This window comes from Rhodobacter aestuarii, assembly GCF_900156655.1.
In the GTDB taxonomy this organism is placed as follows: Bacteria; Pseudomonadota; Alphaproteobacteria; order Rhodobacterales; family Rhodobacteraceae; genus Rhodobacter; species Rhodobacter aestuarii.
The window spans coordinates 250768-277398 of record NZ_FTOG01000006.1 but is presented as its reverse complement, the minus strand read 5'-3'; the positions used below and the strand labels follow the sequence as shown (position 1 = coordinate 277398).

Below are 26631 nucleotides of genomic sequence, written 5' to 3'. Positions count from 1 at the left end.
ACCAAACCGGTGGCGCTACGCTGCTCGGGCGGCAACTCGATCCTGACCGAATTGTCGAATGAAACCGTTGCGGTGGAAATCGAAGATGCGATCCGCCTTGGTGCCTGCGCGATGGCCGCACAGGTCTATATCGGCTCGGAATACGAGCATAAATCGATCACCAATGTGCTCAAGCTGATCGATACCGGCACCCGCTACGGCATCCCGACGCTGGCGGTGACGGGCGTGGGCAAAGATATGGCGCGCGATGCCCGCTACTTTGGCCTCGCCACCCGGATCGCGGCGGAATTGGGTGCGCATTATGTGAAGACCTACTTCGTCGAAGAGGGCTTTGAGAAAGTGGCGGCTGGCTGCCCGGTGCCGCTCGTCATCGCGGGCGGCAAGAAGCTGCCCGAACTCGAAGCGCTTGATATGGCGTATAAAGCCATCGACCAAGGCGCGGCGGGCGTCGATATGGGGCGCAACATTTTCCAATCGGACGCGCCGATTGCGATGATCCAAGCGGTCAACAAAGTGGTGCATGAAAACTTCACCGCCAAGGAAGCCTATCAACTCTTCCTCGATCTGAAAAACGCCTGAGGCATAAGAGATTTCAAGCATTTCGCCCGGTCCGCAGTGCGGGCCGGGCTTTTGCATTTCGGCGCAGCGTTTCGCCCTGCTTTGAGGCGGAGCAATGGGCTAGTGATGCGGAGAAAAATCACCGCCGCGCGCAAAAGTAGATTTAACTTATTTATTCTCGCCCTATGCGCGATTCGTTGCTAAGCTCGGACGTCTTGAGTGGAGATCGTGACACAGTGGCTTCGCACAACCGCCATCAAGATTTGTATCCGCGCGCTTGCACCATGGTTTGTGCGGATGCTGTCGCATGGTCTTTACGGCGCACCGCTGAAGGCGGCGCGGTGCTGGTGACTGGCGCTGGTGCGCAGCCCATGCAGTTTTCAGATTTCGCAAAATGGTTCGTGCCGGATGATCGGGCGCAGGTCTTGGCCTTTCTTGAGCGTGAGCTTGCGCAGATGGATGCGCCTGTGGTTCAGCGCGCGCCAGAACGCCTGATGGGGCGGATGCGCTGGAACGGCGCGGGCGATGAAGCGGTGCTGACGAGCATTGAAATTTCTGGGCGCGAATTGCCGGGGCAGGGAATGCTGCTGCGGCTCGATACTTCGTTCGATGCGACGCGCGCCAATCTTGACCGGATTGGGGTCTCCCCGGCGATGGCGTGGTCGATCACCTATCCCGATCGCGGCTTTGAAGTGGCAGAGAGTTGGAAGGCGCGTCTTGGCTATGCTGCCGAAGATCTGCCCGATTTCAGCCTTGAGGGTTGGGCTGCGATCAGCCACCCCGAAGATGTTGCCGCCTTTGAAAGTGAGGCGGTGCAGATGCGGTTGCGCGCGGGCGAGCCGTTTCAGCTTTTGTCGCGGATGCGGCATCGCAATGGGGCTTGGATCAGCTTTCTTTCTTTCGGGCGCGCCGTGCGCTGGGACGCGCAAGGCAATGTCACGCAGGTGATGGGCTGCGATTTGGACATGACCGCCTTTTCGGTGATGGAAAACGCGCTACTGCAAGAACGCGAGCGACTCGCCCATGTGTTAGAGGCGCTCCCGTCCGGGAAGGTGGTGCTGGATGCCGAGGGGCAGGTGGTGTTTTCCAACCCGGAGGCCTCTGCCCTGCTCGACATCGGCCCGTCGAAATTGATGGGCCACAATTTTGCGGCGCTTCTGCAGCTTGAAGAGGGGCGCGAAGATTTCGAAGATGCGCTGAAAGATCCGGAAACGCTCGGCAGTTTGCGATTGCACCGCAAACGCGCTGGTCGGCGTCAAGTGCTGCAAGTGGACCTTGCGCCCATGCCAGACCCGAATGACCATGAGCGGGTTCTCGTTTCCCTCAATGACATCACGCAGCTTTTCGATCTTCAGCGCCAGTTGGAACAATCCATCGAGAATGCGCGGTTCATTGCGACCCATGATCTGATGACAGGGCTGCCAGATCGCTACTTGGCGATGCGCGTGGTGGATGAGCATATCCGGCGGCTGGAAAGCGCGCATGAGGAACCGGAGGCCAATCAGCTTGCGGTTCTGTGTATCGAATTCGACAATTTCCGCCTGATCAATGACACGCTGGGCCATGAAACCGCGGATCAGCTGATCAAGTCGGCGGCGAAGCGGTTGGAGGTCGGGCTGCCCGATGGGGCGGTTCTGGCGCGGGTCAATGAGGGCGAGTTTGTCGTTTTGCTGCCGGGCGCCGATGCTTTGGCCGCTGAATCGCGTGGCTGGGAGATTGTGCGTGCCTTCGCCCGACCGCTTCACCTGCCACAGCGGCATTTCTTCCTGACCGCCTCGATCGGCGCAAGCCGTTACCCCGATGACGGTCAATCCGCCGAGGCGCTGATGCGGGCGGCAGATATGGCGATGCACCGCTCGCAGGCGCGGGGCCGCAACACCGTAACAATGTTCAGCCGCGAGATCGGCGGGCAATTTGAGCGGCGCAGCGCGGTCGCACAGGCCCTGCATCGCGGGCTTGAGGCGGGACGCTTTGAATTGTTCTTGCAGCCGCAGTTTGATGTGACGCATGGCATCGAACTGGTGGGGGCCGAAGCGCTGTTGCGGCTGACCGATGCAGAATTGGGCCCGATCTCGCCCGGTGAGTTCATTCCGGTGGCCGAGGTGGATGGGCTGGTGGCGGCGATTGATCTGGATGTGATGCGGCTTGCGGGGGCGATGCTGACGGGCTGGGCCGCGCGCGGCATTGATCTGCCGATTGCGATCAACCTCAATGCTGCCACGCTAGATGAACCCGGCCGCGCCGATCTGCCCGAGAGGTTGATGCGCGCGGGGCTAAGCCCGACACAGGTGATGATTGAACTGACCGAAACCGGGCTCGCCGCGCCCATTGCGCAGCGCAAGCGCAACTTGCGGCGGCTGGAAGAGGCGGGCTACCGCATCTCGGTCGATGATTTTGGCACCGGCCAATCGGCTTTGGGGGCTTTGCAGCATCTGCCGGTTGCCGAGTTGAAAATTGACCGTTCCTTCGTGCAAGCGTTGGATGGGGAAGAGCCTGCCCGCGCCCTGGCAATTGTGCGCGCGATCCTTGCGATGGCCGAATCGCTTGGTTTGCACGCCATCGCCGAAGGGGTGGAAACCGAACGCCAATTTGACATGCTGCGGGCCGAAGGATGCACGCTGATGCAGGGCTTCTTGCTCGGGCGCCCGGTGGATTTGCGCAGTTTCGAGGCGATGTATCTGCCGCAGCAGCGCGCGCGGGTGAGGGAACAACTGCGGGGCCTTCGCGCCGGGAGAGATTTTGCATGACCTCCCCGCCGCATCGGTTAAGCCGCCCCGACACCCCCGAATCGCGCGCACGCTGGCTCCATGAGGTCGGTGGGCTCACGGTTGAGGAAATTGGCTGGCGCTTGGGTCTGCCCGCCGAAAAGGTCAAATATCTGCTCGAAAAAGGGGAGTCTGAGGCGGTCTTGATCCCCGGGGGAATGGCGGGTGCGCGTTTGTTGCGCCACCTTAGCAGGCGATTGCGGACGGTTTACGGGCTGTCTGGCGTGCATTTGGCGCCGTTTGCCCCCGGTGAAACCGACCCGATTCCGGCGATTGCCAGTGTCGCCGCGCGCTGGCTCACCCGGCTTGTGAAATCCTCTGATGCGCCCAAGGTGGTGGGGCTGTCACATGGGCGGTCCTTGGCGGCAATGGTGCGCGAGTTGCCCGAGATGCGTGCGCCAGAACTGCGCTTTGTCTCGCTTTTGGGGGAACTCACGCTGTCCCACACTGCTTATCCGCATGTGGTGATGAACTATCTCGCGCAGCGTTTTGGTGCGCAGGCCTTCCCCTATCCGGCAACGCTTTACGTCACCACCCCCGAAGAGCGCGCCGAATTGATGCGGATGCCGGTGGTTGCCAAAGTCACCGATATGGCACGCATGGCCGAGGTCTGGATCGTGGGCATTGGCCGCCCGAGCGATGCCAACCAGCTTTTGGGCACCGGGATGATCTTGCCCGGATGCTTGCACGAAATTGATCAACAAGGCGCGGAATGCGAGATTTTGGGCCGCTTCTTTGATGGGCAAGGGCAGGAGTTGACCACCTCGCTCGCGCATCGGACGCTTTCGCCGCTGCCGCAAGATTTTGCGGGCCGCCGCATTGTCGGGCTGGCAGGGGGCCCCGAGAAAGTCGCGCCAATCCGCGCCGCTTTGCGCGGCGGGCTGGTACAGGAACTGGTCACCGACACCCGCACGGCGGTGGCGCTTTTGGACCCGACAGAGCATTCCACCTACGCCCTTTTGCTTTAGCATTCGGGTCACAATCGCAGCGGGCAGAAAAACCTGCATCTTTTCGCTTTCTGGTGCTTGACGGGGGCGCGCGGGATGCGTAGAAGCCCCCTCACGCCCGAGCCAAGGCTTGGGAGAAATGCGCGGTTGTAGCTCAGTTGGTTAGAGTACCGGCCTGTCACGCCGGGGGTCGCGGGTTCGAGCCCCGTCAACCGCGCCACTTTCCAAAGCCCCTGCCTCGGCGGGGGCTTTTGGTTTTTGGCTTTGCCGAAAAGCAATCTGTGTTTCCCGCTTGACGCCCCCTTTGCCAGCGGCTATTCCCCGCCCATCGCGCGGTTGTAGCTCAGTTGGTTAGAGTACCGGCCTGTCACGCCGGGGGTCGCGGGTTCGAGCCCCGTCAACCGCGCCACTTCTTCCCCTCATCTTCGCTGGACGCTCCCGGTTTGCTCGCGTATCACCGCCGCAACCGGAGGGATTGACGATGCGCGATGAGCTGGATGCGAAAAACCTGATCGAGCAACTGGGCGCTGCGGCGCGCGCGGCGGCGGCGGAACTCGCTTTTGCCAGTGCCGAGCGCAAGCACGCGGCCTTGATTGGCGCGGCTTATGAGGTTTGGGAAAACCGCGAAAAAATCATGGCCGCCAATGCCGAAGACCTTGCCTATGGGCAAGAAAAGGGGCTGAGCCCGGCGATGATGGACCGGCTCAAGCTCGATGAAGACCGTATTCGTGGTATCGTGGATAGCCTGCGCGCGGTGGCCGAGCAGCGCGACCCGGTCGGCGAGGTGATTGCCGAATGGGATCAACCCTCGGGGCTGCATATCAAGCGTGTGCGCACGCCGCTTGGCGTGATTGGGGTGATTTACGAATCGCGCCCCAATGTCACCGCTGATGCCGGGGCGCTTTGCCTCAAGGCGGGCAATGCGGTGATCTTGCGCGGTGGCTCGGAAAGCTTCCATTCCTCGCGCGCCATTCACGCTTGCATGGTGGCGGGGCTGAAAGCAGCGAACCTGCCCGAAGCGGCGATCCAACTGGTGCCGACGCGCGACCGCGCCGCCGTGGCCGAGATGCTGCGGGCTGTCGCTTATATTGACGTGATCGTGCCGCGTGGTGGCAAGGGGCTGGTGGGCCTTGTGCAATCCGAAGCGCGGGTGCCGGTTTTTGCGCACCTTGAAGGCATTTGCCACGTCTACGCCGATGGCGCGGCAGATCTGGAAAAAGCGCGCAAAGTGGTGCTGAACGCCAAGACCCGGCGCACCGGCATTTGTGGCGCGATGGAATGCCTTCTGATGGACCGCAAGTTCTATGCACAACATGGCGCGGTGCTGGTGGAAGACCTGCTCAAAGTGGGTGTTGAGGTGCGCGTGAGCGAAGACCTGGCGGGCGTGGCGGGCACTGTTCCGGCTGCGGCGGATGATTTCGGGCGTGAATTCCTCGATATGATTTGCGCGGCGAAGCTTGTTGATGGGGTGGATGGGGCGATTGCGCATATCCGCGAATATGGCTCGAACCACACCGACGCGATTTTGACCGAAGATGATGCCGCTGCGGCGCGGTTCTTTGAGCGGCTTGATAGCGCGATCTTGATGCGCAATGCCTCGACCCAATTCGCCGATGGCGGGGAGTTTGGCATGGGGGCCGAGATCGGCATCGCCACCGGCAAGCTGCATGCGCGCGGCCCGGTGGGGGCAGAACAGCTCACCTCGTTCAAATATATCGTGCGCGGCGACGGCACGGTGCGCGGCTAAACGCAAAGGAGGGCGTTCTTGCGCCCTCTTTCATTCCTTCGACTTTGTGAAAATATCCCGGGGGTGAATTGCCCGTGAGGGCAAGAGGGGGTAGCGCCCCCATCTCCTTTAGAATGTGATCTCGGCGGTGGTCTCGGTCACGTCCCAATTCACGCGGCGGCCTTGATGGCCCGCTTCACGCGGCAAAAGCGCAAATTGCACCTGTGCGGGGCTCACTGTCACAAGGCTGCCCGAGAGCCGCGACCAAAGGTCCGGGTCGGCTTTGGTGCGCTTGGTTTGCGCAGTGAGTTTCCATTCGCCGCCTTCTTCGCGGATCACCACCTCGCCGCCCCAAGGCAGCGCGGGTTCGAGGCACAACAGCCCCAAGAAGATCAGCTTGACCAAGCGGCGCGGATGATCGCCCGAGGCGAGCCAGTGATATTGCAGCCGCCCGCCGCGCGAAATTTCCTCCAGCACTGCCAAAATCTCGGGCGTGCCCAGCCGCTGCTCGGCACTGGCCTGCCCAAAAGCGATGCGGAAGAACTTGATGCGCGCATTTGCCGCGCTCACGCTTTCGGAGATCAACTGCACTTCGGGGCTGGAGCCCAAACCCGACATGGCAAGCAATTCGACCCCGTTGCCGATTGCGCCCAAAGGGCTGATAAGGTCATGGCAGAGACGCGAGCCCACAAGGGCCACGAGATCGGCATCGATCATGCCATCATCGGCGTTCGGAGCAGGGATCATGGTCGTATCGTGCGGCATTTCAGTTTTCCCAGATGGGGGCAGGATGAACGAATTTTTGGAACCGGGGATGCTCGTGACAAACCCGCAGGCACCCGATTGGGGGCTGGGGCAGGTGCAATCGCGCATTGGCGATAAGGTGACGGTCAACTTCCAACATGCTGGCAAGCAGGTGATTGATGGGCGGCGGGTTCAGCTTTCTCTCGTTATCGAGGGGCAAGGTTGACAAAAGGTTAACACTTTCCTGCTTGGTTAACAGCCTCGGCGGCGGAGCGCTTATTGCAGGCGTTCCGTACCGTCACAGCAGTGGGATGAGGCATTGATCGGCCCCAAAGGGCCCCCTACATCGGGGGAAACAGAAAACAGGGTGGAACCATGACAGTGGCAGCACTGGCCTATGAAACACGGCTTGCGAGCGATGCACGCGACATCCGTGCCTCGCAACGGCTGCGCTATCGGGTGTTCGTGGAGGAATTGGGCGGCGATGGGCCGCTCATCGACCATGAAAACCGCCTTGAAGCCGATGAGCTTGATCCCCTTTACGATCACCTGATGCTGATCGACCCGACCAAAGACCCCGATGATCTGGACCGGGTTGTGGGGGCCTACCGACTGTTGCGCTCTGACCGGGCGGCAGAGGTGGGGCGGTTTTATTGCGATGCCGAATATGATCTGGCGCCGTTGCGGGCCTCTGGTCGGCGGCTCTTGGAACTGGGTCGCTCTTGCGTGCATCCTGACCATCGTGGCGGGGCAGCGATGCTGATGCTGTGGAATGCGCTGGCCGATTATGTCTTGGCGCATGAGATTGATATTCTCTTTGGTGTCGCCTCCTTCCATGGCACCGATATTGAGGCCTTGCGCGCGCCGCTTTCTTGGCTGCACCACCATCATCTTGCGCCCGAGGCATTGCGCCCCCGTGCGCAAGCCGCGCATTTCCAGCGCATGGATTTGGTGCCTATGGCCGAGTTGGATCGCCGCGCGGCAATGGAGCAAATGCCCAACCTCATCAAAGCCTATTTGCGACTTGGCGGCTTTGTGGGGGAGGGTGCCTATGTGGACTACCCGTTTAATACGACCGATGTGCTTTTGTTGATGGATACCAAGGCGATGTCAGAAAAACACCGCGAGTTTTATACCCGACGTGCGGAGGGGCGGGGATGACCCAGCCCAAACGCGCGCCGCAAACCCCATTGTGGATGGGCGGCGAGCCCCCGGTAGACCCGCCCAAAAGCGCGGCGGATAAGCTGCGTCTGGGGCTGCGCGGCCTTGCGATTGGCCTGCTGCTGAGCGGTGGTCTGGTTGTGTTGTTGCTCTTGCGGCTGATCGAGCGGCCAATCCACGGCGCGGCGCGGCCTTGGACGCCGAGCCTCACCCGGGTGGTCTGCCGCCTGACGATCGCCATCATCGGTATCCGCTACAAAGTGCGCGGCACGCCAATGCACCACATTGGCGCGGTGGTGGCCAATCATTCCTCTTGGCTTGATATCTTCGCGCTGAATGCCTGCCAAAGGGTCTATTTCGTCTCCAAAGAGGAGGTGGCGCGCTGGCCCTTTGTGGGTTGGCTGGCACAGGCCACCGGCACCGTTTTCATTCGCCGTGACCCCCGCCAAGCCAAGGCGCAGCAAGCGGTGTTCGAAGCGCGTATCCGCGCCGGGCATCACCTGCTGTTCTTCCCCGAGGGCACCTCGACCGATGGGCTGCAAGTGCTGCCGTTTAAAACCACGCTGTTTCAGGCGTTTTATACGCATGGGCTTGATCGGGTGATGCAAATCCAGCCCGTCAGCGTGATCTACCATGCGCCCAAGGGCGAAGATCCGCGCTATTACGGCTGGTGGAGGGATATGGCCTTTGCCACCCATTTGGCCAAAGTTCTGGCCGCGCCGCGCCAAGGCGAAATTGAGGTGGTGTTTCACGATCCACTGAATGTGGCCGATTACCCCTCGCGCAAAGAACTTGCGGCGGCCTGTGAGGTGGCTGTGCGCGCAGGCGTGGATCAAGCCCTGTCGCGGTAAAAGCGTAGCACCTCAAGCCGGATTGCGGTGGCAAGGCCGGTTTCTTGACCACGGGCAGCGTCTATTTCGCGCGCAAGTTCGTTGATGCCAAGGCCACGGTGTGCGGCCAGCGCCTTGAAGCCCGCCCAGAACTCATCTTCAAGCGAGACCGAGGTGCGGTGCCCGCCCAAGGTCAGCGAGTGTTTGCGCGGGCGGCTCATGTCTCGTCGTCGTCGCGTTTTGCGCCATCAAGCAGATCACGCGCCTTTTGCGCCTGCGCTTCCTCAAGTTGCTTCTGCGCCTTGGTGCGGCCGAACTTGGCGGCATTGGCATCGGCCTTCGTGCGCGCCTCTTGGCGCGCAGCGGCTTTGCGAAAACGGTTGAGGTTGATGATCTCGGCCATGCGCGCAGCATCGCACGGGCCGCGGGGCTGCGCAATCCGGGCAGTCACTGCGCTTTTTGCGTGCTTGTGCCCGCCGCGCGGCTGCTCTTTCATAACGAAAAGGAGTGCGCCATGAGCCTGACCATTGCCCCCGTGAAAGATGCCGACCGTGCCGATTGGGAGGCGCTGTTTCGCGCCTATGCGGATTTTTACAAAACAGAGGCCCGCGCGGCAGAGCCGCAGGTTTGGGAGTGGATTCAGTCGAAAACGGAACCCTATTGGGCCGATATCGCGCGCGATGAAACCGGTGAGGCGCTGGGCTTGGTGCAATATTCGCTGATGCATCGGTCTTTGTCGGGCGGCATGGTGGTTTATTTGTCAGACCTTTTCACCGTGCCGCAAGCGCGTGGCAAAGGCGTGGGCCGCGCGCTGATAGACCATGTGCGGGCTTTTGCGCGCGACCGGGGCTACAGTTCGGTGCGCTGGCTGACCGCAGAAAACAATGAAGCCGCGCGCAAGCTTTATGACAGCTATGCCCCGGCCTCGGGCTTCATTCTCTATTCCGTCGCGCCCTAACGGCTGGAGCTTTAGGGGCTGTCTGCCCCCTCTGGCCTGCGGCCATTCACCCTCCGAGGATATTGGGGGGCAATATGAAAGGCCGCTTCGACTTGGGGGGAATATCCCGGGGGAGCGCAGCGGGGGCAGAGCCCCCTTTTGGATATGAAAAGGGCGGCCCGAAGGCCGCCCAAGGATCCGTGTTTTGCGAAGATCAGCCTTTCGGGCCGATCATATCTTCGGGGCGCACGATCTTGTCGAAGGTCTCGCCATCGACATAGCCAAGCGCGATCGCTTCTTCGCGCAAAGTGTTGCCGTTTTTATGCGCGGTCTTCGCCACTTTGGTGGCCGCGTCATAGCCGATGGTCGGCGCAAGTGCGGTCACCAGCATCAGGCTTTCTTTCATCAGCTTGTCGATGCGCGCAGTGTTGGCTTGGGTGCCAACCACCATATTGTCGGTGAAGGCCGAGGCCGAGTCGCCAAGCAATTGCATGGATTGCAGCACGTTATAGCTCATCATCGGGTTGTAGACGTTGAGCTCAAAATGCCCTTGGCTGCCGGCGAACCCAATCGCCGCATCATTGCCCATCACATGGGCGCAAACCATCGTCAGCGCTTCGGCTTGGGTCGGGTTCACCTTGCCCGGCATGATCGACGAGCCCGGCTCGTTTTCCGGCAAGATCAATTCGCCAAGCCCCGAGCGCGGGCCGGAGCCCAGAAGCCGCAGGTCGTTGGCGATTTTAAAGAGCGACGCCGCCACGGTTTTCAGCGCACCCGAGAAGAACACCATCGCATCATGCGCGGCGAGCGCTTCGAATTTGTTCGGCGCGGTGACAAAGGGCAGATCCGTGATCTCGGCGATTTGCGCGGCAATGCGGGTATCCCAACCGACTTTGGTGTTGAGCCCAGTGCCCACGGCGGTGCCGCCCTGCGCGAGTTCGTAGATATGCGGCAGCGCCAGTTTCACGCGCTCAATGCCGCGCTCGACCTGTTTCGCATAGCCCGAGAATTCTTGGCCCAAGGTCAGCGGCGTCGCATCTTGGGTATGCGTGCGGCCAATCTTGATGATGTCTTTGAACTCTTCCGATTTCGCGACCAGCGCGGCATGGAGTTTTTCGAGCCCCGGCAGCAGCACATCGCGCGCTTGCATGGCAATCGCCACATGCATCGCGGTCGGGAAAGTGTCGTTCGACGATTGCCCCATGTTGCAATGGTCGTTCGGGTGGACGGGCTTTTTCGAGCCCTTCTCGCCGCCGAGCATTTCGATCGCACGGTTCGAGATCACCTCGTTGGCGTTCATATTCGACTGCGTGCCCGAGCCGGTTTGCCAGACAACCAGCGGGAAGTTGTCGTCAAACTTGCCCTCAATCACCTCGGTCGCAGCGGCGGCGATGGCATCGGCAATCTCGGGCGCCATATCGCCTTGCGCTTTGTTCACGAGCGCGGCGGCTTTTTTGATCACGCCAAGCGCGCGGATGATCGGCACCGGCTGACGCTCCCAGCCGATCGGGAAATTCATGATCGAGCGCTGCGTTTGCGCGCCCCAATATTTGTCGGCGGGAACTTCAAGCGGGCCGAAACTATCGGTCTCGGTTCTGGTCGCAGTCATCCTGGGCCTCCATGATGCGAAAAACTCCCGCGCGTTCTAGGACGGCGGGAGTATTTTTGCAATTGGTATACGAGGGTATACGGGCCAGCTTAAGCCGCGAGCGGGAAGGCGCGAGCGCCTGCGCAAAGCGGATGGTCGGCCAAAAGCTCGGCCAATGCGGCCTCCACATTGCGGATTGCGCGGCAGTGGAAGTAAAGCTCGGTCGTTTTGTCAAAGTCGCGTTGGCCCATGAAGCGCCCGCCCGAGCTGATCTTGTGGTTGATCCGCTCCAGCAGCTCATCGGTTTTATGCTCGGCCTTCACTGCATCGGGCAGGCCCGCCATGTCGAGTTCAAGCACCAGCACTTGGGTCGATCCAAAGCTGCGCAGTTCCTTGCCGTCTTCATCGGTGAAAACGGACCCACGCGGCGCGCCAAGCGATTCAAAATGCGGCACCAGCCGATCCAGCAGCTTTTTATCCAGCCCCTTGATCTGCATCGTCACGGTGCAGCCCGTTACGCGCCCCGCCGCTTCGCCAACCGACGTGCCACCTGTGACCGAGCCCACGCCCCAAGAGGCAAGCGCCTCTTGCACCGGGCCGTCATAACGGGCGGCGCGTTGGGCATCTGTCAGGCAAGTGGGCAAGTTGGCGGTGACCGTGACGGTCTTTTGCGGCTTAAGGAAGCTAAACATCTGGGAGGCCGTTGTTTGCTGAGGTGTTGATTTGAAAAAACTATTTGCGGAACTTGTCTAGGCTCACCACTTCCGCCTCGGTCCGGGGTTTGTCCTCGGCGGTTTCGCTGATTTCGAATTCTTCGTCTTCGCCCTCTTCCTCGTCATCATCGGAGTCTTGCGATTCAAAGCGCAGGCCAAATTCAACTGAGGGGTCGACGAAGGTGTGGACCGCATCAAACGGGATCCACAGCGGTTCGGGCTGGTTGCCGAAATTGAGTGTGATCCCAAAGCCTTCATCGGTCACATGCAGGTTTTCAAACCAATGCTGGATCACGATGGTCATTTCTTCGGGGTAACGTTGGCGCAGCCAATCCGCGATATCCACCTTATCGGCACGGGTGTCGAAGGTGATGAAGAAGTGATGCGCGCCGGGTAGGCCATGCTCGGCCACCTCGCCCAAGACAGTCTGGATGAGGCCGCGCATCGCGCGATGCATAAGAGTGCCATAGTCAATCGAACGCGTCATGTCAGACCTTTCCTTTGCGCACAGCATAGGGAATTTGCCGGGCAAGGAAAGGGGGGAAGCGGGGCGGAAAGTCGCGCTCTGGGCTCCCTTTTGTGCGAAAGGCAATTCCTTTCCCACCAAGCGCCACGCGATGCTGTTTTTGATGGCGATTCACGCGTCAGATCGGGGGGGGGCGGGCCGCAGCGGCGCGCGCTTTGGATCAGGGCGGCCCCGATATGGCTCGGAGCCGCGACTTGTTTTTGATCTGCGCAGCCTCTCAACGTGACAGGCGCACCAGCCCACCGGTTTGGCCGGCAAGCACCCCCTGATCTTCGGGGGCGGGGCGCGTTATGGCGGTGAGCAGGACCGGAACCGGTGTCCAATACGGGACATACCATTCCTGATCGACCTCAAGAATCAGCACGCGGTCGCGGGACGCGTCATAAGCGCCCACAAGCGAGACATGCGGCCCGTCCCAATCGCCAGTGACAACGCCTTGGTTGAAATAAACCATCGTCACATCATCGGCGGAGGCTTCATTGGCGGCAAGGCGCGCGCGGAGTTCGGCGAGCGCCTCTGGCTCGGGCATCGCACCGGGGGCGCCGGGGTGGAAGCTGTCGATCGTTATTTTAAGCCCGAGTGCTTCGGCCGCTTTGCCTGCATAAAGGCTCAGTTCGTCAAATTTGATCCCGTCGCCCTCTTCGGCTGAGATTTCGCTCCAATGCGCATCGCCCACCTTTTCAAGCAATTCGGGCTGGCGGATCACCGTGTCTTCGGCATTGGGGGGCAGGCCCGCAAGCCCGGTCACCGCAGCGGTGATCGAGGCGACGCCGCAGGCCGAAGAGGTGAACTGGGGTTTCACGAATGGAAAGAAGGCCCAGAAATCGGGCGCAGGCGCCTCGGTCAGATAGGCATGATCAAGGGTGATCGGCACGGCATTGGGGCCAAGTTTGGGAAGCGGTGTTTCCTCGGCGAGGGCTGGAAGCGCGAGCAGGGCGAGAGAAAAGGCAAAAACGTATCGCATCGTAATCTCCGGTGGGTCTGCGAGAGACTGAAACCGGGCCGATACAGGCGCAAGCGCAAAGCGGTTACGACACGCGAGCCGTCCGAAAATATGCGGTAACTGCCTGATAAAAGTGCAGGTTTCTGTTGCCAGGCACCTGCGAGCCCCGCCTTAAGCGGCTAAGCGTAAGGACTTAAGTTTCGGTTACCCGAGCTGCTTACGCAGCCAGAGCCACCGGAGCACGGTTGTCGTTGGCAACTGTACAATTTGCACCGATAACGGTGGTCGCTCACCGGGACAAAGCCATCACCTTTACACGTTCGTCGATCCTATTTCGGCCCCATGTGCCCCCAACGAGGGATTTTGGTGGAGCCGCCGGGTACCGCCCCCGGGTCCGATCCGCTTATTTCGTGCGCGTTTATGCCCATAGTCCGAGTTACCCCGAACAAGCCCAATTTAGGGCCTGCGGCGGCGGGCTGCAAGGGGCGGCGATGGGGATCGGTGGATCAGCGCTTCGCGCGGCGCAGCGCGCGGTCCAGCGCATCAAGAAAACGCGACCTGTCGGCTTTGGTGAACCCTCGCCCGCCGCCTTGCAGGAACGGGTTGGCAGAGCGCAGATCGGCCATCAGATCGCGCATCGCGAGAATATTGCCGATATTGTCGGGACCGAGCACTTCCCCATCGGGCTTAAGCACTTGCGCGCCTGCTTCCACGCATTTGGCGGCCAAGGGAATGTCGGCGGTAATCACCACATCGCCGGGGCCTGCACGTTCGGCGATCCATTTGTCGGCCTCATCAGGGCCCTGTGGCACGATCACCGTTTGCACCAGCGGATTTTGTGAGGGGCGAATGCCGCCGTTTGACACGACCGCCATCGGCACCGAAAGCCGTGTTCCCACGCGCTCTACTTCGGCTTTCACCGGGCAGGCATCGGCATCGACATAGATCATCCTTTGGGGCCTTTTGCTTGTTTGCCTCGGTCTGCCCGAATTTTGGCGGCGGGGTCAAGCATAGCTCCGAAACAACGGCCCCGCAGAAGGGTCGGTTTCTGCGGGGCCTAGGCGATCAGAGCGCGGGGCTATCAGCGCCCGTAGGTCGCCGTAAAGGAGGCGCTGTCGAGCGAAGAGGTATGGGCAAAGAAGCCCACCACAGCGCCAGAGGCCGTTTCATCGATGCCGAGCTTTTCTTGCGGCATGGCATAAACGGTAAACACGTAGCGGTGCGGGGTGTCGCCTTCCGGCGGGCAGGGGCCGCCCCAATCATTGGCGGAATAGTCATTGCGGGCTTGCATCGCGCCTTCGGGCAGCGCGCTTGCAGCGCCTTGCGGCAATTCGGTCACCGAAGCGGGCAGGTCAAAAACGGCCCAGTGCCAAAAGCCCGACCCGGTCGGCGCGTCCGGGTCATAAACGTTCACGATATAGCTGTTGGTGCCCTCCGGCGCACCTTCCCAAGCGAGCGCGGGCGAGGTGTTCGGGCCGGTGCAGCCGAAACCATTGAAGACGAAAGCATCACCGATCGTGGTATCGGGCGCGATGTCGGCGGAGGTGAGGGACATTTCCGCGTGCAGCGGAGCGGTCAAAAAAAAAGCGAACAAAGCACTGAAAACGGATTTCGACGCAAAGGAAGACATGGCGTAGCTCCTGAATGGGTTTGCGTAAGCCGCCGGGGAGGAGGCTTGTGTGCAAAAGCTAAGCCAGCTCGCGCAGCGGGTGCCATTCCCCCGTTGGGGGATTGACAGCACTGCAGCGCTTAGTTGCGTGCGGTAAGTTCTGACAAGCGCGCAAAAAGCCGCGACCAATGGCTAAAGAACACGAATTGGCCAGCGTTTTCATAAAGCTCGAAGTCGATCCACGGGTAGTCTTCGCGGAACTCGGCAATCGTTTCGGGCGGGGCGATTGGGTCCGTCGTGCCGTTGATGAAGATCACCGGGAACCGGTCACGCGCCGCCTCGACCGCTGGGCGCCAATCGCCGCGCGCGAAGATACGCATTTCTTGCGCATAGGCCTTATGGGCAAGGTGACGGGGCGAGAGCGCGACACGTGTGCCATCCAAAATGGCTTCCCGGGCGGCCGGATCTTGCATCAGCGCCAAATCAGGCGGTGATCCCGCATAGACTTGACGCACAAATTCCGTTCGCCCCACCCGCGACGCGAAGTGAAATCCGCCCTGCGCAACAAGGGGGATCAGCGAAGGCGTATAGTAGGCGGTGCCGACGACAAAGCGGTGCCATTTGTCCATGCGGCTGTATTGCGCTTTGCGGGTGACGGGCAGCACCCCGCTAAAGGCGATCAAGCCGCTTACACGTTCGGGGTAGGCGCGGGCGAATAGGAAACCGAGAAAACTGTCGTTTTCCAGTGTGATAATCGGCACCTGACGCGCGCCCTCTTGGATCAAGATCGCGCGAATATCCTCAAAGATGCGATTGGGCACTTCGGCGTCATCCGCGGGATTGGTGTTGCCATAGCCCGGGCGGATCGGGACGATGACTTTCAGCCCGCGCCGCTTCGCCTCTTGCTCTGCGGCCATAGGCCAGCGGCAAAAGCCGAAAGTCCCATGGAAGAACAGCACGGGCACCCCCTGAGGATCGCCAAAGCAACGATAGGTGATCCGGCGGCCTTCGGTCTCTAGCTGCACCTCATCGCAGAAATAGGGCAGATAGGCCGCTTGCGGGGGGGCGGCTTTCGGCAGATGTTGCGGCGGCAGCGAAATATCGCGCCAAAGCGCGGCACTCATCAACGAGAGTTCTTGCTGCGAGGCGGCCCCGGTTTTCGTCAAAATCCGCTCGATTTGCTTTTTCACCGTTTCCGGGGAAACATGGCGCTGCTGTGCGATCTCTTTCCGGCTTAACCCTTGCAAGGAAAGGCGCAGCACATCCCCCTCGGCCTCGGTCAAATCGAAACTTTCGGCCAGTTCTTCGGTGAGCCGGGCTTGGCTTGCACGATCAAAAAGCACCGTGAAGCTGCAATCTTCCGCCTCTTCAAACCGCACCGGAATGCGCCGCATCACCACATTCGACAGCATCGCATTTGCCGCCTGCGCGCGCGGCCATTCGTTGGCGCCCCCAAGCAAGGTTGTTGCGCGTGGGTTCGCATGGAGCACTTTCCCCGTGGAGGAAAGAAGCAGGGCGGGAAGGTGTCGGTAAAGAGTGAAAAGCCGCGCAATTTCCGGGTAGGGGCCAGAGGAATCCAAAATGCTGCCCGCCTGCGCAACGTGGCGGCTGGCGCCTTGCGGGTCTTGTGGCCCCCCCAGATGATCAATCCGCGCAAGCGATTGCAGCCCGATATCGACAAGCCGCTCATATTGGTCGGGGTTGAGCGCAGTGTGATAAATTTCACCGATCAGCGCATCGGGAAGCGGGCCACCGATTGGCTCGGGCGGCATCGTGCGGCTCCAACGGTCCGACGTTTCCTCGCGCATCTCTAAACCCTCCGAAACCGTCCATCGGTCCCGTGTGCTTGTTTCGCCTTGTCGGGGCGGGTGTGGCGCCGGCAGAATCGCGGGCCATTACCAACTTAGAGTATAACCGAAACAAGGCCGTCTCAACCAAAGCCCAACGTCAAGTGACAGACACTTTATGACGCAGTGCCGAGGGTTTAGGCGTTAACCTTCTTCGATCACATCGGCATCTTGCGAGGCTTTTCCGTCGCCGCGCCGCCGCTCTGCGATATGGGAGGTCATCTGGCTTTCGAACCCGGCATTGAGTTCTTTCAACCGGTCCACATAGGCGCGGTTCCGCTCCACTGGCACGCCCGGTTGCCAGACCTCCGCCAGATCGCGCACCGAAGACCGATCCAGCTTCCAAAACATCCGCTCTAGCTCATGCGCCTCATAAGCGCTAAGCCCGACGTTTTCCAAAACATAGCGGCCCGCGCGGCAAGAGCCGTCGAACATTTCACGCACGATGTCATTCGCGCCCGCGGCATAAAGGTCGTAAACGTGGTAGCGATCGCGCGCGCGGGTGATGATATGCAGATCAGGCCGTGTTGAGCGGGCATAGGCCACAAGTTCTGTAGTGGCCTTCTTGTCATCAAGCGCAACCACAAGCACCCGCGCTTTTGAGAGCCCTGCAGCGGCAAGCAGTTGCGGGCGGGTCGGGTCCCCATAATAGGCTTTGAAACCAAAGGTGCGTAGGCGCTGCACTGTGGGCAAATCGGAATCGATCACCGTGGTGGCAAAGCCCGACATCGTCACCATCCGGTTCACCACCTGCCCAAATCGGCCCGCCCCTGCGATGATGATCGGGTGATGCTCGTCGACCGTATCCGGGTCAGGCCCCACGCCCGGATCGACGCGTTTCGAAAGCCGCTCATGCAGCAAGAACAGCACCGGAGAGATCAGCATACTAAGCGCGATCACCAGTAGCACCTTTTCCGCAACCGCTGGGGGCAAAATGCGCTGTGCCGTGGCGAAAGAGACCAAGACGAGCGAGAATTCCCCCGCTTGCGCAAGGCCGAAGGCAAAGAGCCAACGATCCGAACCGCGCAGGCCAAAAAGCCGCCCCAAGACATAAAGAATGGCGGATTTCAGCGCCACAAGGGCGACCACCAAGGCAATGATCTTCAAGGGGCCTGCAAAGAACACCTTCAGGTCGATGCCCGCGCCGACCGCGATGAAGAACAGCCCCATCAACAGGCCCTTGAAGGGTTCGACGTTGGCTTCAAGCTCATGCTTGAACTCACTGTCCGCCAGAACAAGACCCGCGAGGAAGGTGCCCAAAGCGGGAGAAAGCCCGACAAGGTTCATTAGCGAGGCAATGCCAACCACAATCATTAGGGCGACAGCGGTATGCACCTCCGGCAGGCGGGAGGCTTGAACAAAGCGAAACAGCGGTTGGATCAGGAAATGCCCGGCCATCACAATCAGCCCGACGGCGCCAAAAGTGATCAGGGTCATGCCCCACGCGGGCAAGGCATCAAGCCATTGCGCGGCGAAGCTGTGTCCCGCCATATCGCCCCGCGCCAATTCCCGCGCGCCGGGCAGCGCCAAAAGCGGCAGCAGCGCCAGCATTGGGATTACGGCAATGTCTTGCATCAGCAGCACCGCAAAGCCAGACCGTCCGCCCGCCGTTTGCATCAATCGTTTTTCGTTGAGCGTTTGCATAACGATGGCGGTCGAAGACAGGGCCAAGATCCCGCCAAGGGCGATGGCCGCGCGCGGCGGTTGGCCAACGGCCAGCGCGACCGCCGCAACCGCTGCAATCGTGATTAAAAGCTGTAAGCCGCCCAGCCCGATCAGCTTGTCACGCATCGACCAAAGCGCGCGCGGGTTCATCTCAAGCCCGATCAGGAACAGCATCATCACCACACCAAACTCGGCGAAATGCTGCAGGTCATGGGCCTCGTCTGCGACAAAGCCAAAGATGGGTCCGATGATGATCCCGGCCAGCAAATAGCCCAGCACCGAGCCAAGGCCGAGCCGCGTGGCAAGGGGAACGGCCACCACCATGGCTGTCAGGTAAAGTGTGGCCTGTAAAAGGAAGTTTTCCATCGGGACTTGTCTTTGAGGCCCGCCAACGGCTTATTCCGGGCAGCTGCGGCAGGGCGGAAACGCGAGAATACCCCTAGCGTAGCGCAAAGCGGTGACGGAACAAGGACAAAGGCTTCAGATAATGCGTTAGATCACAACGCATTGAGACGGCCCGATGGTGTGAGGGGGCCGCTTAGCCGCCCCGCAGCAGTTTGAGCACCAAAGTCCGGTTGCCCTTTTGGTAGCTGAGCTGGCTATCCCCAATTGCGACCACCTTGCCGCCATCAAGCCGATCGCCGACTTTGACCTTGTAAAAACGCCCGTTTGGCATCCGGACCAGCGCGCTGCGGTTGCGTTGCGTGCCGTAAAGGCCGATCAGGCTGACCTCGCCGAGATTGAGCGCATTGCGCTGCGTCGCCTGCTTGGCAACCGAGGCAGAGGTCGGCACGCGTGGCGCGGCGCGGGTGGGCTCCGGTTCGTCAACTTCCTCGGGGCCGGGGATGCGCGTCGGCGCGGGCGGCGGAGAGGGAGAGGTGCGGGGCGGTGCGGCGGCTGCGGTCTGTTGCGGGGGCTCGGCGGCAATTGCCGCGGCCAAGGCCCGCTCCACCGCAGCGCTGAAGTTGCGCGGACGCGCCTGCGGGCGGCGCGATACGGCCAAGGCGGTTTCCGAGGCATTGGGGAAGGGTTCCGCTGCCGCGATCTCTTCCGGTTCCGCAGGGGCACGCGCTGCTGCGGCAAGCTGCACAACCGAGTCTGGGCGCGGCTTGGGTTGCGCTTTCATCACAATGGCGGCTTGTGCCGTGCTGAGCCGTGGGCTTGGCCCAATCAGCGTGCCCTGTTGGCCGGGGTTGGCTTCGGGCTGAGGTGCGGGGCTTGGTTCAGGCTCGGGAACAGGTTCCGGTGCCTCGGTCGTGGGCGCGGGGGCTGCTGCGGGTTCTGGTTGCGCGGCTTGCGCGGCGCGGACCACGGCCTCAGGGCGCGCTTTCGGGCGGATACGTTCCATCGCTTGCAGGCGGCGCTGTTCGGCGGCGCGCGCAGCCTCCACCGCCGCGGTCACCGAGGCCGGGCGCGGGCGCGACACCCGTGGCGGCTTGCCGGAGTAAAGCGTGAAGCCGCCCGGCGCGGGAGTGCCTTCCGGCGTTGGCACAAGCTCGGAGCTCGCCTCGGCCATCGCAGGGGCTTCGGGCGCAACGGGCGTGGGTTCTGTCGGTTCTGGTTCAATCGGCGGCAGCGCGGTCGCCAAGGCGCTGTGCAGCGGAGCAGCTTGCGAGCCCAGCGGAGCGAGCGGTTCCAGCCCGGGCACAACCGTGCCAGAGGAGGAAAGCGCACTTTCAATCGGTTCGGCGGGGGCCGCCACTTCGGGGGCAGGCTCCTCCGCGACGACGGCTGCGGCCGGTTCTTCCGGCGGGGCTGTTTCTGCGGGGGGCGCGACGATCTCTGGTTCGACGCTCGCCACTTGCTCGGGCTCGGCCTCGGGCGTCTCTTCCACGGCTGGCGGCTCTTCAACCGGTGCGGGCGCCGCCTCTGCCTGCGCTTCGATTTCGGCAATTTGCGTGCGCGCTTCTTCGACCGTCATCGGCGCCGCGTCCGGCGCGGGTTCGGTGGGGGCAGGCGTTGCAACGGCCACCTCGGGTTCGGGCGGTGTCTCGGGCGCATCGCTGCCAAGATAGCTTGACCAGAGCGCTGCCAGCGCCATCACGCCAATCAGCCCGGCCATCAGGGTCACGCCCAGATATTTCGGTTTGCCACCGACTTGCGGCGGTTTCGGGCCACCAAAAACGGTTTTTTCTGGGTCTATGCCCTCGGGGTTCTGGCTTGGTTTGATCTCGACGCGCGGGCGATTGCTGCGCGCTTCGGCCAGCGCTTTGCCGCGCGCCAAAGCCTTTCCCGCGCCACTGCTAAGCGCGGCCCCACCAAGCGCGGCAGTGCGCAGGCCCGCATCGGCGACCTTGCCGGCCACTTTGCGCAGCTTTTCCCCGGTGCCGGGGCCAGCGGCGCGATCTTCTTCCCAAGGCAAAGACAAGCCCGGCGCGGTGACCCCAGCCTTGCCCGTCGCTTTGTCTTGCGGCGCGCGCGGAGTGAGCGGCCCCAAAACCGGAGGTCTTGCGCCATCCTCGCGTCCGGTCGCACCGCTGAGCGCCCGCGAAATCGGCGGCTTCGCGGGGGCCGATTTGGTGGCTGTGGGGCGTGGCGCAGTCGGCGCAGCGGCAGGCGCTTTCGGCCCCGGCGGCTGCGGCGCAGGGCCGATATCCGCAACGATCGAATCGAGTGTGTCGCGCGGCTGCGGACGCGGTTGCGCCCGCATGGGTTTGAGGGTGGGCCCTTGCGTCTCCAAAGCGTCAAGCACCGGCGCAAGCGGCGGCGTGTCTGTTGCCTTGCCTGCCTCTTGTGGTTCGGCGTCTTCAATCGGGGCGGAAGCTCTCGGTGCGTCGGGCGCAACCGTGTCTTCCACGGCTTCCGGGGCGGACGCTTCCTCGGCGGTTTCCGCCCTCAAGCCATCTTCGGCTGCGCTATCGGTTGCCGCCGCATCCAAAGGCGCGCCCGGGGCGATATCCGTTTGCGGGACCACTTTCGACCAATCGAGTGTCGAGAGATCAAGTTGCGAAAGATCAACCGTTTCCGTGTCCGTTTCCGGGGCCGGTTCCGGCCGGGGGTCCGACGGTTCTTCTGCCTGTTCCGGCTCTGTGGTCTCGGGAGCGGACTCTTCGACAACGGTCTGCTCGTCGGGCAGGGCCCCTTCCGGTTCAGGGGCTTGCGCCGGTTCTGCGGCAAGCTCTGGCGCGTCTGAGTCTGAGTCTGTGTCGGGCGCAGCCTCTTTGATCGGCGCTGTTTCGCCCTCGGTTTCTGCAAAAGGCTCTGCCGGAGCGAGGTCCTGCAGTTCGGAACCCTCATCCGTTTCCGCGATGTCTTCTGGCACGTCAGCGGGAAGTGTCTCCGCGCTCTCGGCTTCGGCTTCCTCTGCGGGGGCGTCCTGCGGTTCTTCGGGCTCCGATTCCGGTTCGGGATCGGCGTCGTCGACCGGAGCAACATCCGCCTCTGGCTCGGGCGTGTCAGCCTCTGCCTCCGGCGCTTCTTGCGGCTCGGGGGAGGGCCCTTCGTCAAACACTTCTGCGCTTGCGGTGATCGTGTCTTCCTCAGGTTCAACCGCGTCGCTTGGGCTTTCTTCGACGGAGGGCACCGCGACCGCTTCGGTTGCCGCATTGGCGCGGGCCGCAGCGAGAAGCGCAGCAAACGGCAGCGGGTCTTGATCCCGTTCAATCCGGGCGCCCGCAGACAGATGCGCAGGCGCGACCGATGTCGGGCCGAACCATGGTTCCCCCGCGAATTGCCCAGCTTCTGGAATGGCCACAAAGCTTACCGGGGCAAAACCGCGATCTTCCGCAAACGCCTCTGCCTCGGCCAAAGTTTCGCGCGCAACCACAGCGACTTGCACCACGTCGCCATGGCCCGACCAGTCAAAGACCAGATCTTCAACAGCATAGGGGGTCAGCCCCTCTAGCGCGGCGGCAATCTCTTTGCGTCGGGTTGCGGCATGGGGGCCGGGGGCGGTGATCTCTGTGTAGAGGATTTGCGAAGCAGGAATGACAAGCTTCGTCGTCACCGCCTTGCTGCCCGCCCGCGCCTTGGATTCACGACGCAGCGCGCTGAGTTGGTCATTGAAATCTTCGGCGTCCAGCGCCACTTCGCCGAGCAGTTCCCAACCGGACCGTGCCCGGAACAATAGGCCAATGCCATCATGCGAAAGATTTAGGGCGAAGTTCGGTTTCATCCGCGGGGCTTACCACATCACAAAGAGGCGTCGAAATCGGCTATAGCTCGGTCCCCTTTGGTAAAGCAGAAAACCGCATATGAAAAGCCGCCCACCGGTTCGTGATCAGCGCACCGGCGCCAAATCGCGCCCGAAACCGCGCGTAAACGGTTTCGGGCGATTTTGTTTAGGCCGTTGCGGCGCTCAGCGCTTGGTCCAGATCGGCAATCAGATCAGCGGCGTTTTCAATGCCGATCGACAGACGCACCACATTGGGGGCGGCGCCTGCTTTGATTTGCTGCTCTTCGGTCAATTGGCGGTGCGTGGTCGAGGCCGAATGGATGATCAGCGAACGCGCATCGCCAAGGTTGGCCACATGGCTGAAGAGATTGAGATTGTTGACCAATTTCACGCAAGCTTCATAGCCACCTTTCACCGCAACGGTGAACAGTGCACCCGCGCCGAGCGGGCAAAGCCGGGTGGCGCGCTCATGCCAAGGGGAGCTTTCAAGGCCCGCATAGGTGACAAATTCGATCCGCGGATCGTTTTCGAGCCACTCGGCCACCGCTTTGGCATTGGCGACGTGCTTTTCCATCCGCAGGCTGAGCGTTTCGAGCCCCATCAGCGTGTAATGCGCGCCTTGCGGGTTCATCGTCATGCCCAGATCGCGCAGACCCACGGCGATGGAATGGAAGGTGAAGGCCATCGGCCCCAGCGCTTCGTGGAATTTGAGCCCGTGATAGGCCGGTTCCGGGGCCGAGAGGCTCGGGAATTTGTCGCTCGTCGACCAATCAAACTTGCCCGAATCAATCACCACACCGCCGGTCACGGTGCCATTGCCGGTCATGTATTTCGTGGCCGAATGCACCACGAGCGTCGCGCCATGTTCAATCGGGCGGCACAGGTAGGGGGAGGCCAGCGTGTTATCAACGATGAGCGGCAGGCCCACTTTATCTGCCACCGCCGCAACCGCCGGCAGGTCGGTCACATAGCCGCCGGGGTTGGAGATCGATTCGCAGAAGATCGCGCGGGTGTTTTCATCCACCGCCGCTTCAAGCGCTGCGAGATCATCAAAGTCGACAAAGGTGCACGACCAGCCAAAGCGTTTGATGGTTTGGCTAAATTGGGTGATCGTACCGCCGTAAAGGCGCGTCGAGGCGATGATGTTCAGCCCCGGCCCCATCAGCGGGAAAAGCGCCATGATCTGCGCCGCATGGCCAGAGGAACAGCACACCGCCCCCGCGCCGCCTTCCAGCGCGGCCACGCGCGAAGCGAGTGCTGAAACGGTGGGGTTCGTCAGGCGCGAATAGATATAGCCCACCTCTTCAAGGTTGAACAAACGCGCCGCGTGGTCGGCGTCTTTGAAAGCATAGGCCGTGGTTTGGTAGATCGGCGTCTGCAACGCGCCAGTGGCTGGGTCAGGCGCGGCCCCGGCGTGGATTTGCAGCGTGTCGAAACGATGATCGGTCATCAGGGTCTCCGTAAGTGACTTTGCGCAACCTATCGGCGACCGTTTCGGGCGGCAACGGTATTCGGGATTGAGCCCGCTCAAGTCCTGGTGCAGCTCTGGCCTTTTGCGCCTTCATTCGTTAAGACCGCCGCGGTTTTTAGAACGATTTCGCGGCGTGTTTGGCGGCGTGCGGTTACAGAAAACAGATTTAGAGGCGATGATGAAAAAAGTTATGGCAGTGCTGGCAGCACTGGTGGTGGGCACGCAAGTGCAGGCGCAAGAGGCAGCGCAGGTTTCTTGGCAGGGCGCCTATCTTGGCGCGGAAATCTCGCATGATCGGGCCGCGTTTGATCGGGTTTTCCACACAGGCGAGGTGACCAGCGAATGGGACGTGAGTGGCACCTCTTTGGGGATGATCGGTGGGTATAACTGGCAGCGTGGTGCCTTCGTCTATGGGGTTGAGGCCGGGCTTTTCACCCGCGACATGCGCGGTAATGACAATGGCATTGCCTTAGCTCTAGATGCGACGGACATGAACCAAGCGGCGGAACTCGGTCTGCGGATGGGCTATGCAAAGGCGCGCAATCTTTATTACGTCACCGTGGGTCGGCAATGGTCCAAGGGCGCGTGGCAAGTCAACACCACGCAAGTCGCGCATACGTTTAAAGCGAGCTATCTTGGTCTTGGGGTGGAGCATGCCTTTGACCAACATCTGCGCTTGCGCGGCGAGTTGCGCAGCACCGATTATGACACGTTCAGCTTCGTGCCGCCGGGGGCGCCTATCGCTTGGGAATATGCTGCTGATCCGCGGCCCGAAATTCGTTTGGGCCTGACCTATCAGTTCTAAGCAGATACCGCGCGGGGCTTAGCGCAGCCAAAGCCCCGCGCGTTTGATCGTGTTGCGGATCACCTGCTCGCGTTTTGGCAGGTCATCGCGGTCAAACTTCGCCCGCAGCTTCATACCCTTGCCTTGGTAGATCAGCTTCTTGGCGGGCTCGTGCAGTCGCAGGATCTTTTTCACCTTCTGCGGCATCACCGCCGTTTCCAACGCGGCCACGGCAGCATCGCTTTCACGCGCATAAAGCAGCGGTAAGGCGCGGTAATGGCAACTCACCGCCCCATCGAGCCCGTCAAGTTCCGGCCCCGGACGCCCGCCGCCAAAGGAATGGATCACCAAGGGCAAAGCCACCTGATCGAGCCACGGGTCGAGCGATTGGCTGGCCAGTTCTTCGGGCGTGTCCCAGCGGATCGCATGGGCGTAATGCAAGAACCGCTTACCAAAGCTTGGCGCATCGGCGCCAAAGAACCAGCCTGCATTGAAGTAAAGATAGCGCCGCCAATATTCATCGGGCTGGCTGAGGTCGAGCGAGCTTTCAAAGTCGAGGTCGAACTTGTCGTAAAGACTCTTCCAAATCTCCCTATAGCCGACCTTGTAAAGTGGCGGCTCGGGCCAAGTGCCTTCTCGGCGCATCGAGGCGGCGGGGCGGTTGAAATCAAACCCCACCGAAGAAAGCGGGCCTAGGAAAACCGTGTCGGTGTCAAAGAAGGCGAAGGGCCCTTCGGGCAGCGCGGTCATCGCTTCGATCTTGTTGCCGTGCGGGTAGCTTTCACCGAAATGGCGGTTTTCAAACGGCAGGATTTCCACGCCGTTTTCTGTCAGAAACGCGCGCACCGGATCAGAGATTTTCACCGGGCGGGACCAGCGCGCGCCGGTGGGCTCCATCGCCAGCAACCGGCCCTTGAAGTCCGGATTTGCGGCGCGAAAGCTCGCGGTGAAAATCACCGCCTCATATTCAAGCCGCCCCGCCTGCACGACGAAGAAGACATTGGGGGATGGACCGGTGCCCGATTTCCTTGCCATGATGTTCCGGCTGCGCCTCATATTTTCTTCAAGACATAAGAGGTTTTGGCGCAGCGTGAAAGCCATGCGATGGGGGAAGCGATGCGAAAGATCCTTTTGACGGCGCTGATGGGCAGTTTGACTGTCGCGGGGGCGGCTCATGCCCAGCAATTCACAACAGCCGCCGAGGTGCGCCCGATTTTGGCGGCGACCAAGGCGCAATGGGTCGCGGTACGCGAATATGACGGGCAGGATTTTGTCTATTTCACGCAGTTGCTCAGTTGGCGCTGCGGCTTGAGCCAGATCTTTTATGGGCTGAATGACGCTCCGCCCACGACGCCGTTTTTCATGGAAATGTGCTATGAGGGCACGCCCGCGCCCAATGCGATTGAGACCGATGCGATCTACATCACCCAGCCGCTTGGCTCGGTGCAAAACATCCGGCTGCGGCTCCTATATGATGATGGCACGGAAGAAGAGGCGATCTTTGCCCGCCCGCAGGTTTTGATGCGCTAGGCCCAAACGCAAAACGGAGCCTTGCGGCTCCGTTTTCGCACCCTTCCCAAGGGGAAGTGGTGGGTGACCCTGGAATCGAACCAGGCGTGGGTCTCCCCGGCGGAGTTACAGTCCGCTGCCGCACCTTGCAGCTCGTCACCCGACGAGGGCGGGGTGTAGCGAAGGGGCCGGGG

Annotated in this window: 24 protein-coding genes, 3 tRNA genes and 1 other RNA gene; 12 read left to right on the top strand and 16 right to left on the bottom strand. The window is 61.5% G+C overall.

The genetic code is table 11. From position 1 onward, the window contains the following. The 6 genes from lsrF to BW967_RS10575 form a co-directional block, all read left to right on the top strand. The coding region (gene lsrF, locus BW967_RS10600; RefSeq protein ID WP_076482996.1) for a 3-hydroxy-5-phosphonooxypentane-2,4-dione thiolase at window positions 1-579 on the top strand (579 nt) is incomplete at its 5' end. A 215-nt stretch (window positions 580-794) separates the two neighbouring features. After that, complete coding sequence (locus BW967_RS10595; RefSeq protein WP_175610447.1) at window positions 795-3305, top strand: putative bifunctional diguanylate cyclase/phosphodiesterase; 2511 nt, start codon at window positions 795-797, stop codon at window positions 3303-3305. Further along, complete coding sequence (locus tag BW967_RS10590; protein WP_076485028.1) at window positions 3302-4291, top strand: sugar-binding transcriptional regulator; 990 nt, start codon at window positions 3302-3304, stop codon at window positions 4289-4291. Before BW967_RS10595 ends, BW967_RS10590 begins: the two co-directional genes overlap by 4 nt. Window positions 4292-4413: 122 nt before the next feature. Beyond that, window positions 4414-4490: transfer RNA gene (locus BW967_RS10585), tRNA-Asp, on the top strand. Window positions 4491-4602: 112 nt separating this feature from the next. Beyond that, window positions 4603-4679: transfer RNA gene (locus BW967_RS10580), tRNA-Asp, on the top strand. Window positions 4680-4751: 72 nt separating this feature from the next. Continuing rightward, window positions 4752-6017, top strand: a complete 1266-nt coding sequence (locus BW967_RS10575) for a glutamate-5-semialdehyde dehydrogenase (RefSeq protein WP_076485027.1) — start codon at window positions 4752-4754, stop codon at window positions 6015-6017. Window positions 6018-6125: 108 nt separating this feature from the next. Here the strand turns inward: BW967_RS10575 and BW967_RS10570 are convergent, their stop codons facing one another. Then, window positions 6126-6761, bottom strand: coding sequence for a histidine phosphotransferase family protein (locus tag BW967_RS10570; protein WP_245826515.1), 636 nt, complete (start codon window positions 6759-6761; stop codon window positions 6126-6128). Between the two features lie 25 nt (window positions 6762-6786). On the opposite strand from BW967_RS10570, the gene BW967_RS10565 reads away from it, so the two are divergent. From BW967_RS10565 to BW967_RS10555, 3 genes are all read left to right on the top strand, one after another. Continuing rightward, window positions 6787-6966 (top strand): DUF3553 domain-containing protein, encoded by a 180-nt coding sequence (locus BW967_RS10565; RefSeq protein WP_076485026.1) that lies wholly within the window; start codon window positions 6787-6789, stop codon window positions 6964-6966. Window positions 6967-7115: 149 nt separating this feature from the next. Next, complete coding sequence (locus BW967_RS10560) at window positions 7116-7901, top strand: L-ornithine N(alpha)-acyltransferase (protein WP_076485025.1); 786 nt, start codon at window positions 7116-7118, stop codon at window positions 7899-7901. Beyond that, entirely contained in the window at window positions 7898-8752 is an 855-nt protein-coding gene (locus tag BW967_RS10555; RefSeq protein ID WP_076485024.1) for a lyso-ornithine lipid O-acyltransferase, read from the top strand. The genes BW967_RS10560 and BW967_RS10555 overlap by 4 nt, the downstream gene beginning before the upstream one ends. On the opposite strand, the gene BW967_RS10550 is transcribed toward BW967_RS10555, so the two are convergent. Then, window positions 8734-8952 (bottom strand): ribbon-helix-helix domain-containing protein, encoded by a 219-nt coding sequence (locus BW967_RS10550; RefSeq protein ID WP_076485023.1) that lies wholly within the window; start codon window positions 8950-8952, stop codon window positions 8734-8736. The two genes, BW967_RS10555 and BW967_RS10550, sit on opposite strands and share 19 nt — an antisense overlap. After that, complete coding sequence (locus tag BW967_RS10545; RefSeq protein ID WP_076485058.1) at window positions 8949-9134, bottom strand: DUF4169 family protein; 186 nt, start codon at window positions 9132-9134, stop codon at window positions 8949-8951. Before BW967_RS10545 ends, BW967_RS10550 begins: the two co-directional genes overlap by 4 nt. Before the next feature lie 111 nt (window positions 9135-9245). On the opposite strand from BW967_RS10545, the gene BW967_RS10540 reads away from it, so the two are divergent. Beyond that, entirely contained in the window at window positions 9246-9689 is a 444-nt protein-coding gene (locus BW967_RS10540; protein ID WP_076485022.1) for a GNAT family N-acetyltransferase, read from the top strand. A gap of 193 nt (window positions 9690-9882) precedes the next feature. Here BW967_RS10540 and fumC read toward each other — a convergent pair whose 3' ends face one another. From fumC to BW967_RS10485, 11 genes are all read right to left on the bottom strand, one after another. Further along, entirely contained in the window at window positions 9883-11277 is a 1395-nt protein-coding gene (fumC, locus tag BW967_RS10535; protein WP_076485021.1) for a class II fumarate hydratase, read from the bottom strand. 89 nt (window positions 11278-11366) lie between these two features. Further along, entirely contained in the window at window positions 11367-11948 is a 582-nt protein-coding gene (locus BW967_RS10530; protein ID WP_076485020.1) for a hypothetical protein, read from the bottom strand. Between the two features lie 40 nt (window positions 11949-11988). After that, the gene (locus tag BW967_RS10525; RefSeq protein ID WP_076485019.1) at window positions 11989-12456 is read right to left on the bottom strand and encodes an SspB family protein; all 468 of its coding nucleotides are present in this window, start codon (window positions 12454-12456) and stop codon (window positions 11989-11991) included. A 256-nt stretch (window positions 12457-12712) separates the two neighbouring features. After that, window positions 12713-13459: a phytochelatin synthase family protein gene (locus tag BW967_RS10520; protein WP_076485018.1), complete on the bottom strand. Its 747-nt coding sequence runs from the start codon at window positions 13457-13459 to the stop codon at window positions 12713-12715. 111 nt (window positions 13460-13570) lie between these two features. Further along, window positions 13571-13924, bottom strand: a transfer-messenger RNA (tmRNA) gene (gene ssrA / locus BW967_RS10515). A 20-nt stretch (window positions 13925-13944) separates the two neighbouring features. Continuing rightward, window positions 13945-14388 carry a YaiI/YqxD family protein gene (locus BW967_RS10510; protein ID WP_076485017.1) on the bottom strand — a complete coding sequence of 148 codons (444 nt, stop codon included), beginning with the start codon at window positions 14386-14388 and terminating at the stop codon, window positions 13945-13947. A gap of 131 nt (window positions 14389-14519) precedes the next feature. Further along, entirely contained in the window at window positions 14520-14993 is a 474-nt protein-coding gene (locus tag BW967_RS10505) for a YbhB/YbcL family Raf kinase inhibitor-like protein (protein ID WP_076485057.1), read from the bottom strand. A 194-nt stretch (window positions 14994-15187) separates the two neighbouring features. Beyond that, a complete protein-coding gene (locus BW967_RS10500; RefSeq protein WP_076485016.1) occupies window positions 15188-16855 on the bottom strand; it encodes a bifunctional helix-turn-helix transcriptional regulator/alpha/beta hydrolase in 1668 nt (555 codons plus the stop codon). A gap of 183 nt (window positions 16856-17038) precedes the next feature. Continuing rightward, window positions 17039-18925: a cation:proton antiporter domain-containing protein gene (locus BW967_RS10495; protein WP_076485015.1), complete on the bottom strand. Its 1887-nt coding sequence runs from the start codon at window positions 18923-18925 to the stop codon at window positions 17039-17041. Window positions 18926-19097: 172 nt separating this feature from the next. Beyond that, window positions 19098-22673, bottom strand: a complete 3576-nt coding sequence (locus BW967_RS10490; RefSeq protein ID WP_076485014.1) for a hypothetical protein — start codon at window positions 22671-22673, stop codon at window positions 19098-19100. Window positions 22674-22839: 166 nt separating this feature from the next. Further along, window positions 22840-24123 (bottom strand): O-acetylhomoserine aminocarboxypropyltransferase/cysteine synthase family protein, encoded by a 1284-nt coding sequence (locus BW967_RS10485; RefSeq protein ID WP_076485013.1) that lies wholly within the window; start codon window positions 24121-24123, stop codon window positions 22840-22842. A 199-nt stretch (window positions 24124-24322) separates the two neighbouring features. Between BW967_RS10485 and BW967_RS10480 the strand changes: the two genes are divergently transcribed. Next, window positions 24323-24949, top strand: coding sequence for an outer membrane protein (locus tag BW967_RS10480; protein ID WP_175610446.1), 627 nt, complete (start codon window positions 24323-24325; stop codon window positions 24947-24949). Window positions 24950-24967: 18 nt separating this feature from the next. Here BW967_RS10480 and BW967_RS10475 read toward each other — a convergent pair whose 3' ends face one another. After that, window positions 24968-25963, bottom strand: a complete 996-nt coding sequence (locus BW967_RS10475) for a hypothetical protein (protein WP_076485056.1) — start codon at window positions 25961-25963, stop codon at window positions 24968-24970. Window positions 25964-26044: 81 nt separating this feature from the next. Here BW967_RS10475 and BW967_RS10470 point away from each other — a divergent pair, with 81 nt between their 5' ends. Next, window positions 26045-26458: a hypothetical protein gene (locus BW967_RS10470; RefSeq protein WP_076485055.1), complete on the top strand. Its 414-nt coding sequence runs from the start codon at window positions 26045-26047 to the stop codon at window positions 26456-26458. Window positions 26459-26515: 57 nt separating this feature from the next. Here the strand turns inward: BW967_RS10470 and BW967_RS18720 are convergent. Beyond that, window positions 26516-26599, bottom strand: a tRNA-Tyr gene (locus tag BW967_RS18720). Window positions 26600-26631: the final 32 nt, after the last annotated feature.

Coding starts and splice junctions, on each gene's coding strand:
- BW967_RS10590 (WP_076485028.1), top strand. CDS start 3,302: ATGACCTCCCCGCCGCATCGGTTAAGCCGCCCCGACACCCCCGAATCG.
- BW967_RS10575 (WP_076485027.1), top strand. CDS start 4,752: ATGCGCGATGAGCTGGATGCGAAAAACCTGATCGAGCAACTGGGCGCT.
- BW967_RS10570 (WP_245826515.1), bottom strand. CDS start 6,761: ATGCCGCACGATACGACCATGATCCCTGCTCCGAACGCCGATGATGGC.
- BW967_RS10565 (WP_076485026.1), top strand. CDS start 6,787: ATGAACGAATTTTTGGAACCGGGGATGCTCGTGACAAACCCGCAGGCA.
- BW967_RS10560 (WP_076485025.1), top strand. CDS start 7,116: ATGACAGTGGCAGCACTGGCCTATGAAACACGGCTTGCGAGCGATGCA.
- BW967_RS10555 (WP_076485024.1), top strand. CDS start 7,898: ATGACCCAGCCCAAACGCGCGCCGCAAACCCCATTGTGGATGGGCGGC.
- BW967_RS10550 (WP_076485023.1), bottom strand. CDS start 8,952: ATGAGCCGCCCGCGCAAACACTCGCTGACCTTGGGCGGGCACCGCACC.
- BW967_RS10545 (WP_076485058.1), bottom strand. CDS start 9,134: ATGGCCGAGATCATCAACCTCAACCGTTTTCGCAAAGCCGCTGCGCGC.
- BW967_RS10540 (WP_076485022.1), top strand. CDS start 9,246: ATGAGCCTGACCATTGCCCCCGTGAAAGATGCCGACCGTGCCGATTGG.
- fumC (WP_076485021.1), bottom strand. CDS start 11,277: ATGACTGCGACCAGAACCGAGACCGATAGTTTCGGCCCGCTTGAAGTT.
- BW967_RS10530 (WP_076485020.1), bottom strand. CDS start 11,948: ATGTTTAGCTTCCTTAAGCCGCAAAAGACCGTCACGGTCACCGCCAAC.
- BW967_RS10525 (WP_076485019.1), bottom strand. CDS start 12,456: ATGACGCGTTCGATTGACTATGGCACTCTTATGCATCGCGCGATGCGC.
- BW967_RS10520 (WP_076485018.1), bottom strand. CDS start 13,459: ATGCGATACGTTTTTGCCTTTTCTCTCGCCCTGCTCGCGCTTCCAGCC.
- BW967_RS10510 (WP_076485017.1), bottom strand. CDS start 14,388: ATGATCTATGTCGATGCCGATGCCTGCCCGGTGAAAGCCGAAGTAGAG.
- BW967_RS10505 (WP_076485057.1), bottom strand. CDS start 14,993: ATGTCCCTCACCTCCGCCGACATCGCGCCCGATACCACGATCGGTGAT.
- BW967_RS10500 (WP_076485016.1), bottom strand. CDS start 16,855: ATGCGCGAGGAAACGTCGGACCGTTGGAGCCGCACGATGCCGCCCGAG.
- BW967_RS10495 (WP_076485015.1), bottom strand. CDS start 18,925: ATGGAAAACTTCCTTTTACAGGCCACACTTTACCTGACAGCCATGGTG.
- BW967_RS10490 (WP_076485014.1), bottom strand. CDS start 22,673: ATGAAACCGAACTTCGCCCTAAATCTTTCGCATGATGGCATTGGCCTA.
- BW967_RS10485 (WP_076485013.1), bottom strand. CDS start 24,123: ATGACCGATCATCGTTTCGACACGCTGCAAATCCACGCCGGGGCCGCG.
- BW967_RS10480 (WP_175610446.1), top strand. CDS start 24,323: ATGAAAAAAGTTATGGCAGTGCTGGCAGCACTGGTGGTGGGCACGCAA.
- BW967_RS10475 (WP_076485056.1), bottom strand. CDS start 25,963: ATGGCAAGGAAATCGGGCACCGGTCCATCCCCCAATGTCTTCTTCGTC.
- BW967_RS10470 (WP_076485055.1), top strand. CDS start 26,045: ATGCGAAAGATCCTTTTGACGGCGCTGATGGGCAGTTTGACTGTCGCG.